Raw genomic sequence first — 18,248 nt, 5'->3', positions numbered from 1 at the left:
GCGGATTGGGGCTGGTTAAAGACCCCGACGGCCTTGATCGACCATTCGTAGCGTTGCATGATCATCGCAAGGAGGATGCAGGCCAAGACGATGGCCCCGAGTGCGATGCCCAGCAGGCCAACATAGATGTCGCTGCGGGGGGTCTGGACGAAAACGCCAGGTCGGCCGCCCGCTGCCCGGCCGGTGTTAGCTCCGCGGGCCGCTGCTGAACGAGGTCGCGACAACGTCCCCCTCCTTCAATTTCTTGCCTTGGATGGTATTGCCAATCACGACGCCGACAGATTGGTCGGGGTCCACGCTGATGATCTTGATCTTGCCGAGATACTCGGCACGCGGCTGGGTCCTGTACACCATCAGCTCATGGCCGACCACGAGGCCGTCATCGGATCCGATCGAGATCTCAACCTTCTTGTTCTGGGCGTCGACCCTGAGGATCATGCCATGCACGGCGGGGGGGCTCTCGAGGCCCTTGATGCGGCTGATGTCGTCCGAGAAGCCGAGCTGACGCACCATGCTCGAGTAGCGAGCCACGCGGTCGCGGAGGTCGTCGTTATTCTTCTTGGCGACGTCGCGCTCTCGGCTCAGGATCCGGATCTGGTCATTGAGCTCTGTCTGCTGGATCTTGAAGTCATTGGCCTGCTTCTCGACGGCCAGCTTCTGCTCGCGAAGCTGCTCGAGCTGCTTGCGGTAGGCCTCGGCCTCTTCCAAGGACGTGTGGGCCGTCTGCTGGGCCGTCACGACCTCGCCGCGGGCCGCGGTGATCTGCTGCTGCATCTGGTCGGTTTCAGTTTTCGTCTGGGCGATCTTCTGGTCGAGGGCGGCCTTGGCCGCGGCATTTTCATTCTGCGCGGTCTTCAGCGACGTCTCGAGCTCGGCCAGTTTCGCCGTGGCGTCCCTGTTCTTGGCAGACAGGTCATCAAACTTTTTCTTCTCGGCGTTTTTCGCGTCTTTCCAGTTCGTGGCCGTCGTGAAGACCACGGTGGAAATGCCGAGGAACAGGAACGCGAAGGCTGTGATCACGAGTACGAGGATCTTGCCAACGAGCGTCATAGTCCCATCCTACCCATCGGAAGAAGAGAAGACAGTCGGCCAAGAACCCCTGGATTGCCGCCGCCACGGAGATGAGAGCGGAGATAAGGGGGCATGGACCGTGTTGTAATATCCAGCGAGATGTTGGGTCGTCGCACCTGGTCCGAGGGGCGTGCGATCGACGTAACCCTTCGAGTTTATCTCCGCGTCAATCTGGCCGACAAGGAAATCCTTGCCGGATCGTCTCGACGCAACCTCTAGGCCCGATTACCACAAAATCTACCCCATCAAATGATGACGGGCAAGCAGCGAAATTTGGTGGACCTGGGGAATTCACGCAATGAGGGTTGTCGGGAGGAGGATGGTTACGCCAATCGAGTCGAATGAGCCTTCAACGCGGCGGTCCCGAGAGATCGTGTAACGCCGGGTTTGGTGTGGACATCCCCTCAAATAGACGTTGCGTGACGGCGTTTTGTTCCGCAACACGCACCCAAAATTCACAAAAGGGCCTTTTCGATGAAGGTTCTTCTTGTGATATACTCTGGGCCTTCACGCTCGCCCGTCGAGCGGATGCGATGGCTTCGTGTCGCTGAGTCTTGAAGCGAGTTCACGGCCCTCCTCGGCGACGGCGTCTCACCGCTCCGTCGGGCTGCCTCGAGACCCATTTCAGGTTCGGAAGCCGTTGCCCATCCTCCCCGATTTCCCGCTCGCCGATTGATCGGCATGAGGACGATTCACGGAGCCTCTCCCCCCGGTTATGCGGCTGAGATGTGGCCGAAACCTCAGGGCAGGAAGGATTTCCGTCCGTTCTCGGGCGAGGGACGTCAACCGGTGTCGTCTGCGACGGAGAGAGTTCCACTCGTGACCAAGTCGGCTTCTCAACGAGACACCTCGGATCTCGCGGCCTTCGGCTACCGCCAGCGCCTGGATCGGACCCTCGGCAGCTTCTCCTCGTTCGCGGCGGGGTTCTCGTATCTTTCGATCCTCACCGGCCTGCCGCAACTCTTCTACCTTGGATACGGGGCGGGGGGGCCTTCCTTCTTCTGGTCGTGGCCGATCGTCTTCGTCGGGCAGTTCCTCGTCGCCCTCTGCTTCGCCGAGCTGAGCGCGTACTACCCGCTTGCGGGCGGCGTCTACCAGTGGTCGAGGCAGATCGGCCCGACCTGGGTCGGCTGGATGGCGGGTTGGGTCTATCTCGGTTGTGCGGTTATTACACTGGCGTCGGTCGCGCTGGCGCTGCAGGCGACGCTCCCGCAGATCTCCCCGGTGTTCCAGGTCATCGGGCGGCATGATCACCCCGAGGATGCGGCGAGGAACGCGGTGCTACTCGGCTGCGTGCTGCTGGTCTTCAGCATGCTGGTCAACGCGATCGGGGTCCGATTGCTCTCGAAGATCAACAACATCGGGGTGATCGCCGAGCTGACGGGGACCGTCCTCCTGATCTCGCTGCTCTTCTTCGGGTCCAGACGAGGCGCGTCGGTCGTCCTCGACCGCCTGGGACACGGCGAGGGCCTCAGCTTCGGATACCTCGGGCCGTTCCTGGCGGCGGCGCTGGTGCCTTCGTTCGTGATGTACGGGTTCGACTCCGCCGGATCGCTCGCGGAGGAGATCTCGGATCCGAGGCGGAGGGCCCCTCGGGCGATCCTGAGGGCGCTCGGGGCCGTCGGCTTGGCCGGGGCCTTGCTGATCATCGGCGCCTTGAAGTCGGTGAAGGACCTGAACGACCCGGCGCTCGGGCGGATCAGCGGGGGCTTCCCGATGATCGTCAGGGACGTGTTGGGGGAGAAGGTCGGCATGGTTTTCCTGATCGACATCGCGCTCGCGATCGTCGTCTGCACCCTGACGGTCCACGCCGGGGCGGTTCGTCTCATCTTCGCCATGGCCCGAGACAACAGCCTGCCGTTCTCCGAGCGGCTGGCCCGGATCCCGAAGTCCTCGCAGACCCCGCTCCTGCCGGTCGTGCTGCTAGGGTTGGGCGCGATGCTTCTCCTGCTCGTCAACGTCGACTTCCCCCAGATTATCGAGGTCATGGCCTCGGTCGCGATCGTCTGGGCGAACCTGGCGTATCTCCTGGTCACGGCCCCTCTGCTGGTTCGACGGCTCCGCGGGCGTCCGGTCGGGGGCGGTTTGCACCCGCAAGGGTTCTTCTCGCTCGGGCGTTGGGGTTTGCTCGTGAACTTCCTCGCCGTGGTCTGGGGCGTCTTGATCATCACGAACGTCGCCTGGCCTCGCCCCGAGGTCTACGGCACGGCCTGGTATCGCCTCTTCGGGGCCCCGCTGGCCACCTTGATCCTGCTTCTGGTCGGGGCCACCTACTACGGACTCATCCAGCGCCATAAAGCGGGGGTACTCGAATCCCACCGCGCGGGCCTGGCCACTCCTCATCTCCATTAATTGCATCGATTTACGCGAGGGCCGGCCTCATGGCACCTGGTTTCGATTTGAACGTGAATCCGTCACTGGACCTCGACGCCTCGCAGGTCCAGACCCGATCGCTGCCGCTCCCGGTGCTGAGGTTCCTGGCCTGGGGCGTCCACCTCTACACGGCCCTGGGGCTCGTGCTCGCCGCGTCGATCGCCGTCTTGCTGGTCCGAGGCGGCCCCGATGCCTTCCGCTGGTCGTTCATCCTGATGCTGATCGCCACGCTGGTGGATGCGACAGACGGCACGCTCGCGCGCAAGGTCCGGGTCAAGAAGGTCCTGCCCAATTTTGACGGCAGGAAGCTCGACGACCTGACGGATTTCCTCACCTACACGTTCCTGCCACTCCTCCTGATCTGGCGCGCCCAGCTCTTGCCCGCCGGCTGCGAGCCCTGGCTGCTCTTCCCGTTGCTGGCGAGCGCCTATGGGTTCTGTCAGGTCGAGGCGAAGACCGACGACGGCTACTTCCTCGGCTTCCCGTCGCTCTGGAATATCGTGGCGTTCTATCTTTATGTGCTCGACCTGAACCCCTGGGTGGCGCTCGGGATCGTGATCGTCTTGAGCCTGATGACGTTCGTGCCGAGCCGATACCTCTATCCGTCGCAACCCGGCCTGCTGAACCGGGTCAGCAACATCCTCGGCGCGATCTGGACGGTGTTCCTGGTGGTGATCCTCCTGGGCATGCCGGTTGGCCACGTCCCCTCGCCGCAGAATTCGATGGCCATCGTGGCCTGGATCTCCCTTTTTTATCCGATCTATTACATGGGAGCATCCTGGACGGTTACGTTAAAGCGTTGGCTCCAGCCCGAAAGCTGAAGTCAGGCGCCCGCGTCCGGCCGATAAAAGCTCTGTCGCGATTTGGCTTGTGAGCAAAGGCTGAATCACGATAATCCGCCGTGACTTTGTCTGCGGTCGCCGCCCCCCCTCGAGTTCGATGCCGTCCTCGAGGGCGACCAACGTCGCCACGGCCATTTTCCTCGATGGGAATCGGCCTTCGACGGGTCGGAGGAGTCCCACCAGGGAAGGGGGGGCGATGAGCGAGGCGACGCAGGCTCCGCGACGTTGGAAACCACCGTGGGGCCTGATCGGGATGCTGCCCCTGATCCTGGCCGCCGAGTTGACCGTCGCGCGCCACGAGCCCAAACTCTTCGACGACCCGCTGATCCTCTCCTGGCGGCTGGGTGCCGACTCGTCCGTCCGCGAGGCGAAGCAGGCGAAGATCCTCTGCATGGGCGATAGCCTGGTGCATCTCGGCGTGCTGCCTCGCCTCCTCCAATCGAGGGTGGGGAAATCGGCCTACAACCTGGCCTCGCCCGGCTCTCCCGCCTCCGCCAGCTATTTCCTCCTGCGTAAGGCGCTCGAAGCCGGGGCCCGGCCCGAGGCCCTTGTCGTCGACTTCCACTCCAACGTCCTCAGCAAGCCCCCGCGCACGACGCTCCACTTCTGGCCCGAACTCCTCTCCTTCCGCGAGACCCTCGAACTGGGCTGGCACGCCCGCGACCCTCGCCTGTTCCTGGCGACGACCCTGGCGATCGCCCTCCCATCCGTTCGGCGTCGCAACGGGCTCCGCGAGGGACTGCTCGCATCGCTCCGGGATGAGCCGCCGCCTTCACGCGAGCTGATGGCCGCGAACCGGCGGAACGCCCTCATCAACCTCGGCGCTTCCCCTCATGCCAAGCGGACCCCGAATACCGACGACATCACCCGCTCCGAGCCGAATAAGGGATGGCAGCCTCACGGGGTCAACGTGCTCTATGTCCGCAAGTTCCTCGAACTCGCGTCCTCGCGGAAGATCCCAGTCTACTGGCTCCTGCCGCCGCTCAGCCCGGCCTGCCAGGGGCGACTGGAACGTCGAGGCGTCGACGAACGGCTGATGCAGTTCGTCCTTTCCATACAGCGGAAATACGATAACGTCGTGGTCGTCGACGGCCGTCACGCCGGCTACCCGACCGACGTCTTCGTCGATGCCAACCACCTCGACAAGCAAGGGGCGGCCGAATTGACCACGACCCTCGCGTCGATCATGGATCGCGGGCTCGTGCCTTCAGGGGCGGGCCGAGGCGTCGTTCCTTTGCCCCCATTTCGAGCCCTGACGAGCGACCTCCCCCTCGAGGACCTGGAAGAGTCGAAGGCCATCGTGCGGAAGACTGACGATCGCTTGGGCCGCTGACGAAACACCCCGATCGAGGTGCCGTTGGTCGCTCATGCATCTCCGGATTGTTCACCTTTGCGGCGATCCGGTGAACCTGGCATTCGCGTCGCGTGTCGTCCACGAGAATGGACGTCATGTGTTCGTTCATGACATGCGAGGCCAGGTCGCGAGCTGCGGGTAGGGTGGGTCATGGGTCGTTCACACGACGAGTTCGTCAAGTATCCGAGGACTCCGCACCTCTTCGGCTCCAGAGGGACCGACGACGATAAGCATATGGGAGAGGCCGAATCCCAGCGATTCATCTCCGACGTCTCGCTCATCGTCGAGGAGAAGATCGACGGCACGAACGTCGGAATTCATTTCACGGCCGACGGGAGGCTGTCGCTTCAGTGCCGGGGACACCTCATCACCGAAGGGATGCACCCGCAGTACGACCTTTTCAAGCAATGGGCCGTCGTCAAGCGACCGGTGCTCGAGGATCGGCTCCGGGACCGCTACATCCTCTTCGGCGAATGGGCCTACGCCCGGCACTCGATCCAGTATCGCCGGCTTCCGCATTATTTCTTCGAGTTCGATATCTATGACAAACAAGGCGGCGTCTTCCTCGACCTGGAACGCCGGCTGTCGATCCTCGAAGGCTCCGGGATTCATACGGTGCCAGTCATCCATCGAGGCTCGGCCGCTCGCGAATCTCTTGGCGGCCTGATCGGCGTCTCGCGCTTCGGGAGCCGCTTCGAAGATCCCACGACCGGGCAGGTCGACGAGCGGATGGAAGGGCTTTACTTGAGGACCGAGGCGTCGGGCGTGGTCACCGGCCGGGCGAAGGTCGTCCGGCCCGAGTTCGTGGAGAAGGTGAAGCAGAGCTCCCACTGGCAGTATCAGGCGATGACGCCCAACCAACTCGAAGACGGGGCGGACCTCTGGTCATGAGTTGGCAAGAACTCGCGAATGCCGCGATCGACGAGGTCGTCGCCTGGGCCGACGACCAACCCTGGTGCCGTGCCATGGCCGTCTGCGGGCAAGATGCCGGATGGCACGCCGAGGGGGACGTCTGGACGCATACGAAGATGGTCTGTGCCCAACTCCCGAAGCTCGAAGGCTGGGACGCGCTCACGCCTCGCGAACGCACGGTCTTGACCTTCGCGGCTCTCTTCCACGACGCGGGCAAGCCGATCACCTCGGAGGTTGATCCGGATACGGGGCGGGTCACGTCGCACAAGCACGCCATCAAGGGGGAGCATCTCGCCCGCGCGGTCCTGCGTTCGTTGGGGTGTGACCTCGCCAATCGGGAGGAGATCGCCCGACTTGTGCGGTTCCACGGCCGCCCGAGCTTCCTCCTCGAGAAGCCTGACCCGGCACGCGAGGTCGTCTCGCTCTCGTGGCTGGTCAGTAACAAGCTGCTCTACCTCTTCGCGATCGCCGACACTCGCGGCCGCAAGACGACCGAGATGAGGCGGCCCGAGGAGAACCTCGAGCTTTGGAAGCTCGTCGCCGAGGAGAATAGCTGCTTCGACCGGCCCTATCCGTTCGCCAACGACCAGGCCCGGTTCCTCTTCTACCGACAGGCGGATTCGAACCTGCACTTCGTCCCGTTCGAGGATTATCGCTGCACGGTGACGATGATGTCGGGGCTCCCCGGCTCGGGCAAGGATACGTGGCTGGCCAGGAGCCTCCCCGATCTCCCGGTCGTCTCGCTCGACGAGGTCCGTCGCGGCCTCGACATCGAGCCGACCGACGACCAGGGCGAGGTCATCCAGTCGGCCCGAGAACGATGTCGCGAATACCTCCGCTCGCGGGAATCGTTCGCCTTCAATGCGACGAACCTCCTTCGCGTGACACGTCAGCGCTGGGTCGACCTCTTCGCCGGCTATGGGGCCCGGGTCGAGATGGTCTACGTCGAGCCTCCCGAGTCCGTCATGCTCGCCCAGAATAAGCGTAGGGTTTACAACGTCCCCGAGAAGGTCATCCGGAAGCTCGCCGCCAAATGTGAACCGCCGACATTGACCGAAGCCCATGGCATCCTCTTTCACGAGGCTTCGGAGCAGTCGAAGGCGGGATGAAGTCTGGGCGTGAGTCAACGGTCGGAAGTCGGGGCGATGCACTCGCTCGTCGTTTGAAATCCGGAGAGGTCGAGCCTACCATGAAATCGACTCTCGGTTTTCGGTCCTGGTCCAACGACGGATCTGCGCCGAGCCGAGTGGCATGCCGGGTCCGCTCGCCGATGGCGGCCACGGCTACATGGGTGGGACGATGAGCCAACCGGTCAGCGAAGGCGGCATGGAAGGCCGCGATGAAGCCGATGTCGACCAGGATTCCAAGGAACCTGTTGCCGAGCCGAAGCCGCTCCCGCCTCCCCAGGAACCGCCAGCGATGGTCGCCCGACCTCGCCGGAATCTGGCGAGTTGGGGCGTCTGGACGATCGGTGCCGTCGGGGCCCTGGTCGGCGTGGCGGTCCTCGCCGATTTCTCCTACTACCGCTTCACGACGTCGATGACCAACGACGCCTTCGTGGAGACGCACATCGTCCACCTGGCCCCGCAGGAGTCGGGCATACTGACCGGCGTGCTCGTCGAGGAGCGCGACACTGTGAAGGCCGGGCAACTCCTCGCCCAGATCGACCCGGTCCCGCTGAGCCGGGCCGTCGCCGAGGCGCAGGCCAAGCGTCGCGTCGCCGATACGACCCTGAAGCTCGAAGAGTCCACGCTGGATCGGTTGGAGCAGGAGTATCCCAGGAGGGTCGCGGTGGCGCAGGCCGAGCTTGCATCAGCCGAGGCCGCCTGCGACGAGTCGCGAGCCTTGCTGAGGATGACCGCCCTCGACGTGGACAAGTCGGTCAACGAGGCCAAGGCCGACGCCGCCGCGGTCAAGGCCATGCTCGTGAACGCGAAGGAAGAGTTCGACCGCTACACCAAGCTCTTCCAGGAGCGATCCGCCCCCGAGCGCAAGCTCCAGGACGTGACCCGCGAGTATCACGCCGCGCAGGCAAAGCTCGAGGCAGCCCAGGCGAAGGTCGAGCGGGCCGAGGCCGATCGCGAGCAGGTCGAGATCGCGCGGAAGTCCCTCGACCAGAAGGTCCGGGCCCGCGAAAAGGCCGAGGAATCGCTCCGTTTGGCGAAGCTCGGGAACCTCGAGATCGAGGTCCAGAAGCGGCAGGTCCAGCTCCGCCGCGACGAGGTCGAGCTGGCGGCGAAGGCCGAGGTCCTGGTCGCCACCCGCCTGGAAAACTCCAAGATCGTGGCCCCGTTCGACGGCGTAATCGTCCGGCGCTACCGCAACCCCGGCGACCACGCGCCCCTCGGCTCGCCGGTCCTCAGCATGTATGACCCCGAGCTTGTTTATATCACCGCCTATCTCGAAGAAGACCGGCTCCAAGGGGTCGCCCCAGGCAATCGGGTGACGATCTGGGTCGACGCCCTCAAGGGCTCCCAGCAAGGGAAGGTGGTCTGGATCGGCCAGGCGACCGGGGCGAACTTTTCGCTCCTCCCCCGAGATATCACCTCGGGCGAATTCACCAAGGTGACCCAGCGTCTACCCGTGCGGATCGCCGTCGATCGCGGGCCCCTCTGGGATTCGCTCCGGCCGGGGCTCTCGGTGACGGTGGCGATCTCGCACGTCCCTGGCGATGCCGCCTGGGCCAACGCCGAGGCGACACGACAGCGGGAACGGGGACGCTTGGGGGTGAGCCCCACGTCGGCTTTCGACGGGCAGATGAAAGGCCTCGACCCGGCCGAAGGGGCGCGATGATGAGTGTCGTCGAGCGAGCCAGGCAGCCCGTGCGGATACCGTCCGAAGATCCGATCGCCCCGGACGTGCGCCCCTGGCATGGCATCGAGCGCCGAAAGCTGGTGGTCGCGGCGATTTTGCCGACGCTCTTGCTGGCCGGCATCACCTCCACGTTCACCGACCTCGCTCGCCCGTTCGTGGTCAACGAACTGGCGTCGGACCGCTACCGCTACCAGTGGGTCCTCGGCTGCACGCTATTCGGCTCGGTCTCCGGGATGTCGCTCATCGCCTGGCTGCGCGGCCGGTTCGGGCTTAAGGCGAGCTATGTCACCGGGCTCGCGATCTTCATGCTCGGCAGCTTGGCCTGTGCGATGTCGCCGAGCATGGAACTTCTGGGCGTGTCCCGGTTTGTGCAGGGGTGGGGCAACGGCATGGTCGTCACGACGGTCCTGACCGTCTTCTGGCGCGAGTTCCCCGACCACCGCGACGGCGCCATCGCGGCCTACGTCCTCGGGCTCTACTTCGGCCGGATCGTGGCGCCGAGCATCAGCGGCTACCTGATCAACCTGCCGAGCTGGCGCGCGATCTTCTACTTCAACGTGCCGATCGCGGCGGCCGCGGTGGTCCTGACCTATCATGTACTCCAGCCCGACGAGCCCGCCGAGTCGGAGCGTGAGCCGTTCGACTTCGTCGGCCTCATCCTGCTGCAAGGCTGGGTCCTTTGCCTGATGATGGGCCTCTTCCGGTTCCAGAAGTGGGGTTGGGCGACTTCGAATGAATTCTGGCTCGTCACGGCGGGGGGAATCCTCCTGTTCGCCTGGTTCCTCATCCAGGAGTTCACGTGCGAGCATCCGCTGCTCGACCTGAGACTTTTCGCCCTCCCTCGCTTCACCGTGGCGGTTGCGACCAAGGCGCTCGCCGACCTGGGGTTCTTCACCGTCGTCTCGGTGCTCGTGCGCTACATGGCCGTGACCCGCGAATATGAGCGATTGACGACGGGCCTGGTGCTCCTCCCGGCGGTCGCGGCCATGGGGACGACCTTAGCATTGACGGCCTGGCTGGGTTCAAGGAAGGATCGCAAGATCCGCCTGATCCTCGGGCTGTCGGGCATGATGCTGGGGACCTGGACCCTCTCCTCGATCGACCTCTACACCGACAAGACCTGGACGGCCGCGGTCATGGCCTTCTGGGCAGCCTCGGCGGGCCTGGTCGCCTCGCCGCTGATCTGCGTCTCCCAGGAGGACATGACGCCGGCGCAAGTCGCCTCGTCGGCCGGCATCAAGAACCTGATGCTTGTGCTGCCATCGTTCGTCGGGAACAACCTGTTCGGGATCTTCATCGAGCGCCGGGGCGATGCCCACTTCGACGCGATGCGTCAGAGCATCACGCCGAATCGGCCTCCGTGGGACGACGTACGGCTCGGCGTCATCGACCAGTTCACGCTCAAGGGGGCCGCGCCCGACGAGGCGGCGATCCAGGCGAGCCGACTCCTGGGGAGTTGGGTCCGCGACAACGCGATGGTCTTCGCTTATCAGTCGGCCTTCCAGGTGCTTGCCCTCACGCTGGGCGTCGCGGTCGTCCTGGCGTTCCTGCTCAAGCCGCTGCCTCCGCATGCTCCCGGCCCGATCCGGGGCTGAGGGGCGGGTCAAGGCTTGCCGCCGAGGGGCGAGTTCGCCTCGTAGGGGGGCCTAGACAGCGAAGGGGGAGGCGTCAAGCGGGGGTTGTCCGACGTTGCAGGGGAGGTTGGTGACTGCAAGGGGGCCGTCCTCACCGGGGCGGCACCCCCGAGATCCGGCGGCGGCGGTAGGTCCGGCAAGGAGCCCGGTCGCGACTGGCGATCGAAGGGGGATGACGAGTCCGGCGGCTTCGGCAACGGTTCTGGCTTGGGCTCGGCCGGGGCTGTTGCCGTCGTCTCGCGGATTGACCCCGGCCCGACCGGCACGGAGGTCCCGACGGCGTATTCGAGTCGGGCGAGGGCCCGCTGATACAGATAAGTCGCGGCGAAGAACGACTGCTCCGAGCGTATCTCGCCGGCCTGGGCCTCGATGGTCTCGGCCGGCGTGGCATCTCCGGCTCGTGCCCGGCTCGCGACCAGGCGGGCGTTCTCGCGGGCCTGGTCCATCACCACTTTCGAGGCCTTGATGCGCTCCTCGGCGTCCTCGACGCCGCGGAAGGCCACGTTCACCTCGTAGGCGATGCTGTCGAGCACCTGCTGCGCCTGGGCGGCCGCGACCCTCACCCCCGCCTCGGCCGCGCCGAGGATCCCCTTGCGCTTGCCGCCGGCGAAGAGATCCTGGGAGAGGAAGATGCCTCCGGCCCCGACGTTGGCATTCTGCACCCTGGTCCCGGTGATGTTCGAAAACGCGGCCTGCACCGAGACGGTCGGCAGGAAGTCGGCCCTGGCGATGTTCACGTCCCCCTGCGCGATCGCGACCCCGCGCTGGACGACGGCGACCTCGCGACGGTTGTCGACGGCTAGGCGCAGGGCTTCATCGAGCTCCAGGTGCAGCTCCGGGGCCACTCGACGCTCGACGACGCGCGTCGGGGCGTTGACGTTGATACCCATCACGCGGTTCAAGCCGGCGACGGCCACTTCCTCCTCGCTCTTGGCGTCGGTCAGCCCCTGGCGCATGGTGGCGAGGGCGGCCTGGGCTCGGAGGTTCTCCTCCTGCGTGATGACCCCGCGGCGGAGGGTGTCGGCCGCCTCCTTAGCGAATTCCTCGGCGCGCTCGACGGCCCTCGTCGCCGTCTCCACGGCCGAGCGAGCCTCCAGGACCTGGAAATAAGCGGACGTCACCTCATAGGCGACGGTTTGACAGCTTCGCTCGTTCTCGAGGCGAGCGACCTCTTCTTTCCAGGTCGCTTGCCTGTGCTTGTTCCACTGCTTGCCGAACTGGAAGATCGTGTACTTGAGCTGGGCCTCGGAGACGCTGAATTCCTGCGTCCCGGGCCCGAAGCCGCGAACGGGCAGGATGGGGAACCTGCCGCCGACTGGAGTGCCGCTGAAACCGGTTTGGGAGGAATACGCCTGGAACGCGTAATTCCCCTGGACTGTTGGATAGAACCCCGAGTCGGTTACCTTCAGATTGCCCCTCGCCACGTCGACCGACGCGCGGGCCTGGGCCAGGGCGGGGCTGCTCTGGGAGGCCATCGCCAAGGCTTGCTCCAGGGTGATCCGGCCCGCAGCGTTCGCCACATCTCCTTCACGGGGAGGGCTTTCGAGCTGAAGGTCTGACGTCCTGACGAGGTCCAGATCGATCTCCTTACGGGAGTCAGATGACCGGCTCGCCTGGGCCTGGATTTCCTTCGTGCCCGAGATCCTGACCTTCGGTTCTCGGTCCTCGAGGTCGTGACGCTGGAGCATGCAACCGCATGAGAGGCAGGAGAGGATGAGGCCGAACGAAGATAGGGTCAGCCCAACGCGCCTTAGCATCGACGACTCATTTCGATCAGGTCGTTTCCATCGGCCATCCTTGGACGGCGCCCCTTATGGCTCAGGACGCCCTTTCCGTCAAGTCCATGCGGCGAGCGATCCTCTTCGATGCGAACGAGTTGCTGTGGAGGTGGGCGGACTAGGGGCGTCATCCCGGAGATCAGGTTGCGTTCCCAGGCTCATCTGATTCACGGCAAGATAATTTGATGTCGACATGGCCTCGCCCGTATCTCCGTCCTTCACTGCCGGTCGAGGCAAAGGATTTCTCGTCGCGGCGAGATGGACTCCCGACACGACGACGGGCGTCAAACTCCGACACCCGGGAGATTGCCGAGTGCCGGAGAATGACATAAGATTCGCTCTGATTACGGATGCACCCACGATCGATTCGGATGGTTCATGGCAAAGTCGAAACGACGGCGAATCAACGAGGCGCTCAAGCTCGTCGGGTTCGACTCTTGGCGTGACGCAGCCCTCTACGCGCTCTCGGCGTGGAACCGGCACCAGGTCGGCCGGATCCTCGGCGGCGTCACCTGCGCGTGGTTGCTGGGGGCCGCCGCGTTGCACTACGCCGAGCGCGACGTGAACCCGGATTTCGCTTCCTGGTCCGACTCGCTCTGGGGCGTCTGGGTGATCCTCTTCAGCGGGGTCAACGACGCGCCGAAGACCTCGGCCGGGCGGTTGATCACGATGATCATCCTCGTGGTCGGGGTCGGCACCGCCGGCCTGTTCACCGCCAGCCTGGCCTCCTTGCTCGTGCAGCGATACCTGCGGAGACGCGACGTGAGCGATTTCGAGATGGAAGGGCACCTCGTCCTTTGCAACTGGTCCAACCGCGGCCTGGAATGGATCCGCGAGGTCCACGCCAAGATCATCCAGGATAAGCGCCCCGTCGTCATCATCCACGACACCCCGGACGAGATCGACCTCCCCGACAAGCAAGATGAGGCCGCCTTCAACGACGTCTACATCGTGAAGGGGGATCCCACCAGCGAGATCATCCTGAAGCGGGCCAAGGTTCCCAAGGCGCACTCCGTCGTCGTCCTCTCCGACGACCGCGAGGGCAAGCACGCCGACGGCAAAAGCGTCCTCATCTGCATCGCCTTGCGCAACATCTGCCGGGGAGAGAACCAGCCGAACATCTCGGTCGAGTGTCGGAACCCGTCACATCGCCATCACCTCAGGAAGGCCGGGGCCGACGAGATCATCTCGTCGGACGAGCTCGGCCTGCGGCTCCTGGCCCGAGCCTCGCTCTTCCACGGCATGACCCGCGTCTACCAGGAACTGCTGACCGTCGGGCGCGACGCCAACGAGATGTACCTCCTGCCCGCGCCGGCCTCCCTCATCGGCAAGGAGTTCGCCGAACTCTCCGCCATGTTCTCGAGCCACCGCAACGACAAGAAGTCGTGCCTTCTCATTGGCATCCAGCGCGGCGAGCAGATGCACCTGAACCCGATCGGCGGCGAGGCAGGGCCGCTCGAGGATGAAGATCAGCTTATCCTCCTCGGCCGGGTCTTCCTCAAGCCCGACGACGCCTTGCCGACCTATCCGCCGGTGGCCGCACCGGAAGACGAAGATGAGCGTCAGAAGTAAGCATTGGTATGATGTGGATCTCTAATATAAAATAGATGTTGAAGTGATGTCTTTAGTATATAATCGAGCGAGCGGCTCATTGCTCGCCTTTCGCCGAATCCCCGGCCGATGCCTTGCGGAAGGCGGCGAAGACCTTCTGCCGCAGCCAGCGGTGCGAGGGATCGGCGTCGAGCCGAGGGTGCCAGGCCTGGTGGACCTCCACGGGCTCGGTCTTCACGGGCAAGCTGAAAGTCCGGAGTCCGAGCCGGCCCAGGGCGTGATCCGAGGATCGCTCGGGGACGGCCGCCACGAGGTCGGAGGCGGCGACCGCGAATAAGGCGGAATACGCGGTCGGGACCACGAGCGTCACCGACCGCGTGAGGCCAAGTTCCCTCAACGCCTCGTCGATCGGCCCCCGAGCCTTGCCGCGCCTCGAGGCCGAGACGTGGGGATACTCCACGAACCGTTTCGGCGTGATCTTGCCCTTCAGTAGCGGGTGACCCTCCCGCACAACTCCCGCGAAACGGTCTCGCATCAGCAGTTGCGTGCGGACTTCGGGCCCGGTCGGGCCGAGGTTGCCGATATCGAGGTCGACCCTCCCATCCCGCAGCGACTCGACGTCTTCCTCCCCCTCGCCGACGAACCGCAAGGTGATGCCCGGAGCCTCGACGCGGATCGTCTCCACGAGCCTGGCCGCGAAGGCGGCGCCGACGGCGATGTCTGACGATCGGATCGTGAAGGTCCGCTCGATGGATTGCGGGACGACCTCGCCCGAGGGGCAGAGCAAGTCCCTCGCCTCCTGCACGAGGGCCTGGACCCGCACTCGCAAGCCGAGGGCGAGCGGGGTTGGCACGAGCCGCTTGCCGGCCCTGACGAGGATCGGGTCGCCGATGACCTTGCGGACCCGCCCCAGGCCTCGGCTCACCGCGGGCGAGCTCAGGTTCAGCCTCCGCGCGGCCCCGGCGACGCTCCCCTCGCTCAGCAGGGCGTCGAGGACGACCAGGAGGTTCAGGTCCATGGAGTGCATGGCACGCAAGTATTCATTGTCCGAGTTTCGCTTTGGGAAATCCGCCATGATTCCTACCATGACCGAGGAAGGCCCATGAGGGCCGATTCTTCCTCTCGGAGAAGACTCATGTCGTCATTGTATGCGAGCCCCGTGGCCGATGTCCTCGACCGCCTTTTCGCCGAGTCCGAGGTCGTGGATCCGCCTCTATCCGACGAGATTCGCGTCGAGGTGGATCGTCGAGGGGGCGTCATCGTCGAGACCGACCTCGCGGGCATCCTGGACAAGATGTATATCTCCGTGGATCGGCTCGGGGGCCGTTTCCTCTATGGCCTCGCCCGTTCCCAGGGGAGTAAGACGATCGTCGAGTACGGCACGTCGTTCGGCATCTCGACCATCCACCTCGCGGCCGCCGTGCGCGACAACGGCGGGGGCATCGTCGTCACGACCGAACTGAACCCGGAGAAGGCCGACCGCGCCAGGAAGAACCTCGCCGACGCCGGCCTGCTCGAATATGTCGACATCCGTTTGGGGGACGCACGGGAGACGCTCAAGGATCTCGACGGCCCCGTCGATCTGCTCTTCCTCGACGGTTGGAAGGATCTGTACTTGCCGATCCTCAGGATGCTCGAGCCTCGCCTGCGTGTGGGCTCGATCGTCGTGGGCGATGACCTCGACATCCTTGAGGAGACCCTTCGTCCTTACCTCGATTACGTTCGCGATCCTCGGCACGGTTATACCTCGGTCGACATCCCGCTGGGCGACCGCCTGGAATTCTCGGTCAGGACATGACCAGCCGGGGCAACTGTCCATCCATCGGGCGACTGAGTCGATCCTGGACGAGTCGTCACGCGTTTTCTCGAACTCTTCTTCGGCTCTTCATGAGTCGCCCCGGGGCACGGGTGTTTTCGTGGAGGATGCATAGGCCTGGCCCCGAGGGCTTGTACGGCTCGATTCACGCGGAAACGCCCATGGCCCTTTCCGTCTTGATCATCGATGATGAACTCGACTTCGCCGAGTTCATCATCAATGGTCTCGCCGAGGAAGGTTTCTCCGTCGAGCACGCCCTGGACGGCCTCCAGGGGGGCCGGATGCTCAAGGATCGCTCCTTGGACCTGATCCTGCTCGACTGGGGACTCCCCCGTCAGGACAGATTGAGCCTGCTCAAGGGCTATCGGCTCTCCGGTGGCGACGCCCCGGTCATCTTCCTCACCGCGCGAGACGAGGTCCACGATCGGGGCGAGGGGCTCGATGTCGGGGCGGATGATTATCTCTGCAAGCCGTTCGCCTTCGCGGAACTCCTCGCCCGCGTCCGGGCCCTGGCCTGTCGTCGCGAGCGGCCGTCGAACATGATCGTCCGCCACGGGGACGTCAGCGTCGACCTTGTCTCGCAGAAGGGGCAGCGCGCGGGCCAGGATCTCGACTTCACCGCCAAGGAATTGGCCCTGCTGTTCTTCTTCCTTCGCCATCCCGGCCAGATTCTCAGCCGCAATCGCATCGATGAGGGGGTCTGGAACGAGGATTTCGACACGACGTCCAACACCTTCGAGGTCCACCTCAAGGAACTCCGACGCAAGCTCGAGGCTGTCGGGCCTCGCCTCATCCACAATCGGCCGGCGAGGGCTATTTCCTCGGCAAATCACGGTTCCGCGGCGATTATTGTCGCATGCTGGGTGGGTTAAAACCCTTGCCTTTAGGCGACGGCTTTAGCGTGCCGTTGCGGTAAGATAGCCCCCATGAGCGAGTACCGTCATGGGGCACACAGCGTGTTCGAGATCCATCTCCACCTGGTCTGGGTGACGAAGTATCGCAGGCCGGTGCTCGTAGGGCCGATCGGGCAGCGAGTTCGGGAGCTGATCCGCGAGGTCTGCGGCGGTATGGACGTGCATATCTTGAAGGGGGATGTGAGCAAGGACCACGTGCACCTGCTGGTGTCGATCCCGCCGCAGGTGACGATCAGCCGGCTGGTGCAGCGATTGAAGAGCAAGACGGCGTACCGTATGCCGCAGGAGTTCGGGCCGCTGCGGAAGCAGTTCTGGGGCCGTCACGTGTGGGCGCGGGGTACTTCCGCTGCAGCAGCGGTAACGTGACGGATCAGGTGGCGGCCGAATGCATCACGAATCAAGGGAGGCCCGGGCCTGGGGATTTCCGCGTGGAAGGGGAGGAACTTTAGCCCGCCTCCGGAGGGTGGACCTCGTGCCGAGCTTCGCTCGGAAAGGGACTCGAGTCCCGAACAACGAAGCCCTCGCCTTTAGGCGGTGGAGCATTCATTGCTGGGTCCAGCCGCAGAATGGACCGAACGGCGAGGTCGGCGGCCCGCTCGTCGCGCCCCTGATCGGCTCCGACGAGCATGTGAAGGCATTCACCAAGACGGCGGTCAAGGCCTTCCCCCGCATGGCCAACTTCTCGTTCAACTACGGCAACGCCCACTGGACCGTGCTCGACGCGAACGCGACGGTGGACTGGACGAACCGCGAGTTGCAGGAGTGGGTCGCCAACGACCTCGCCGCGGCCAAGGGCTCGACCTGGCGATTCGTCAGCTTCCACCAGTCCGGCTTCAACTCGTCCAAGCACCACTTCGACGAGCAGTACATGCGAATCCTGTTCGAGGCGAGGAACGTCGATGTGGTCTTCAACGGCCACGTTCACAACTACCAGCGCTCGTATCCGCTTCGGTTCGTCCCTTCCGCCGAGACGGGCGCGGTCCCGTCCGTCGACATGGACGGGAAAGTGTCCAAGATGCGGTACGTCGACGGCAAGTGGACGCTGGATAAGTCGTTCGACGGCAAGTCGGACACGAGCCTCGAAGGGGAGATTTACGTGGTGACCGGCGCCGGCGGGCAGCACCTCTACGACCTCGAACAGCAAGACGACCCGTCGTCTTAGTAGGAATTTACGAACAAGCATATTTTC

14 protein-coding genes and 1 pseudogene are annotated in these 18,248 nt (G+C 64.5%); 12 read left to right on the top strand and 3 right to left on the bottom strand.

Annotated features, from left to right (window positions below):
* Positions 1 to 186: 186 nt before the first annotated feature.
* Positions 187 to 1,050: a hypothetical protein gene (locus tag ACOYYX_RS18990; RefSeq protein WP_422931485.1), complete on the bottom strand. Its 864-nt coding sequence runs from the start codon at positions 1,048 to 1,050 to the stop codon at positions 187 to 189.
* A gap of 840 nt (positions 1,051 to 1,890) precedes the next feature.
* Between ACOYYX_RS18990 and ACOYYX_RS18985 the strand changes: the two genes are divergently transcribed.
* The 7 genes from ACOYYX_RS18985 (at position 1,891) to ACOYYX_RS18955 (ending at position 10,961) form a co-directional block, all read left to right on the top strand.
* The gene (locus tag ACOYYX_RS18985) at positions 1,891 to 3,423 is read left to right on the top strand and encodes an amino acid permease (protein ID WP_422931484.1); all 1,533 of its coding nucleotides are present in this window, start codon (positions 1,891 to 1,893) and stop codon (positions 3,421 to 3,423) included.
* Between the two features lie 53 nt (positions 3,424 to 3,476).
* Positions 3,477 to 4,265: a CDP-alcohol phosphatidyltransferase family protein gene (locus ACOYYX_RS18980; protein ID WP_422931483.1), complete on the top strand. Its 789-nt coding sequence runs from the start codon at positions 3,477 to 3,479 to the stop codon at positions 4,263 to 4,265.
* A gap of 217 nt (positions 4,266 to 4,482) precedes the next feature.
* A complete protein-coding gene (locus tag ACOYYX_RS18975; protein WP_422931482.1) occupies positions 4,483 to 5,619 on the top strand; it encodes a hypothetical protein in 1,137 nt (378 codons plus the stop codon).
* 171 nt (positions 5,620 to 5,790) lie between these two features.
* Complete coding sequence (locus ACOYYX_RS18970) at positions 5,791 to 6,531, top strand: RNA ligase family protein (protein WP_422931481.1); 741 nt, start codon at positions 5,791 to 5,793, stop codon at positions 6,529 to 6,531.
* The gene (locus ACOYYX_RS18965) at positions 6,528 to 7,661 is read left to right on the top strand and encodes an AAA family ATPase (RefSeq protein ID WP_422931480.1); all 1,134 of its coding nucleotides are present in this window, start codon (positions 6,528 to 6,530) and stop codon (positions 7,659 to 7,661) included. Before ACOYYX_RS18970 ends, ACOYYX_RS18965 begins: the two co-directional genes overlap by 4 nt.
* A 142-nt stretch (positions 7,662 to 7,803) precedes the next feature.
* Positions 7,804 to 9,345: an HlyD family secretion protein gene (locus tag ACOYYX_RS18960; protein ID WP_422931479.1), complete on the top strand. Its 1,542-nt coding sequence runs from the start codon at positions 7,804 to 7,806 to the stop codon at positions 9,343 to 9,345.
* A complete protein-coding gene (locus ACOYYX_RS18955; protein WP_422931478.1) occupies positions 9,342 to 10,961 on the top strand; it encodes an MFS transporter in 1,620 nt (539 codons plus the stop codon). The genes ACOYYX_RS18960 and ACOYYX_RS18955 overlap by 4 nt, the downstream gene beginning before the upstream one ends.
* Before the next feature lie 8 nt (positions 10,962 to 10,969).
* On the opposite strand, the gene ACOYYX_RS18950 is transcribed toward ACOYYX_RS18955, so the two are convergent.
* Entirely contained in the window at positions 10,970 to 12,757 is a 1,788-nt protein-coding gene (locus ACOYYX_RS18950) for a TolC family protein (protein ID WP_422931477.1), read from the bottom strand.
* 399 nt (positions 12,758 to 13,156) lie between these two features.
* Between ACOYYX_RS18950 and ACOYYX_RS18945 the strand changes: the two genes are divergently transcribed.
* Positions 13,157 to 14,350, top strand: coding sequence for a potassium channel family protein (locus ACOYYX_RS18945; RefSeq protein WP_422931476.1), 1,194 nt, complete (start codon positions 13,157 to 13,159; stop codon positions 14,348 to 14,350).
* A gap of 76 nt (positions 14,351 to 14,426) precedes the next feature.
* On the opposite strand, the gene ACOYYX_RS18940 is transcribed toward ACOYYX_RS18945, so the two are convergent.
* Positions 14,427 to 15,404 carry a LysR family transcriptional regulator gene (locus ACOYYX_RS18940; RefSeq protein ID WP_422931475.1) on the bottom strand — a complete coding sequence of 326 codons (978 nt, stop codon included), beginning with the start codon at positions 15,402 to 15,404 and terminating at the stop codon, positions 14,427 to 14,429.
* A gap of 60 nt (positions 15,405 to 15,464) precedes the next feature.
* On the opposite strand from ACOYYX_RS18940, the gene ACOYYX_RS18935 reads away from it, so the two are divergent.
* From ACOYYX_RS18935 to ACOYYX_RS18920, 4 genes and pseudogenes are all read left to right on the top strand, one after another.
* On the top strand, positions 15,465 to 16,127 hold the full coding sequence (locus tag ACOYYX_RS18935; protein WP_422931474.1) for an O-methyltransferase: 663 nt from the start codon (positions 15,465 to 15,467) through the stop codon (positions 16,125 to 16,127).
* A gap of 179 nt (positions 16,128 to 16,306) precedes the next feature.
* A complete protein-coding gene (locus ACOYYX_RS18930; protein WP_422931473.1) occupies positions 16,307 to 17,017 on the top strand; it encodes a response regulator transcription factor in 711 nt (236 codons plus the stop codon).
* 54 nt (positions 17,018 to 17,071) lie between these two features.
* A pseudogene (gene tnpA, locus ACOYYX_RS18925) lies at positions 17,072 to 17,508 on the top strand (IS200/IS605 family transposase).
* Positions 17,509 to 17,531: 23 nt separating this feature from the next.
* Positions 17,532 to 18,221, top strand: a complete 690-nt coding sequence (locus ACOYYX_RS18920) for a metallophosphoesterase (RefSeq protein WP_422931472.1) — start codon at positions 17,532 to 17,534, stop codon at positions 18,219 to 18,221.
* Positions 18,222 to 18,248: the final 27 nt, after the last annotated feature.

The sequence above is a fragment of the Singulisphaera chitinilytica genome, from assembly GCF_049331405.1.
Classification (GTDB): Bacteria; Planctomycetota; Planctomycetia; order Isosphaerales; family Isosphaeraceae; genus PoT.
This window is presented reverse-complemented; position numbering and strand designations above follow the sequence as displayed.

What these genes read in the sequence shown, in the direction of transcription:
- ACOYYX_RS18950 (WP_422931477.1), bottom strand. Translation starts at nt 12,757, where the DNA reads ATGCTAAGGCGCGTTGGGCTGACCCTATCTTCGTTCGGCCTCATCCTC.
- ACOYYX_RS18935 (WP_422931474.1), top strand. Translation starts at nt 15,465, where the DNA reads ATGTCGTCATTGTATGCGAGCCCCGTGGCCGATGTCCTCGACCGCCTT.
- ACOYYX_RS18975 (WP_422931482.1), top strand. Translation starts at nt 4,483, where the DNA reads ATGAGCGAGGCGACGCAGGCTCCGCGACGTTGGAAACCACCGTGGGGC.
- ACOYYX_RS18940 (WP_422931475.1), bottom strand. Translation starts at nt 15,404, where the DNA reads ATGGCGGATTTCCCAAAGCGAAACTCGGACAATGAATACTTGCGTGCC.
- ACOYYX_RS18960 (WP_422931479.1), top strand. Translation starts at nt 7,804, where the DNA reads ATGCCGGGTCCGCTCGCCGATGGCGGCCACGGCTACATGGGTGGGACG.
- ACOYYX_RS18945 (WP_422931476.1), top strand. Translation starts at nt 13,157, where the DNA reads ATGGCAAAGTCGAAACGACGGCGAATCAACGAGGCGCTCAAGCTCGTC.
- ACOYYX_RS18965 (WP_422931480.1), top strand. Translation starts at nt 6,528, where the DNA reads ATGAGTTGGCAAGAACTCGCGAATGCCGCGATCGACGAGGTCGTCGCC.
- ACOYYX_RS18970 (WP_422931481.1), top strand. Translation starts at nt 5,791, where the DNA reads ATGGGTCGTTCACACGACGAGTTCGTCAAGTATCCGAGGACTCCGCAC.
- ACOYYX_RS18990 (WP_422931485.1), bottom strand. Translation starts at nt 1,050, where the DNA reads ATGACGCTCGTTGGCAAGATCCTCGTACTCGTGATCACAGCCTTCGCG.
- ACOYYX_RS18955 (WP_422931478.1), top strand. Translation starts at nt 9,342, where the DNA reads ATGATGAGTGTCGTCGAGCGAGCCAGGCAGCCCGTGCGGATACCGTCC.
- ACOYYX_RS18930 (WP_422931473.1), top strand. Translation starts at nt 16,307, where the DNA reads ATGGCCCTTTCCGTCTTGATCATCGATGATGAACTCGACTTCGCCGAG.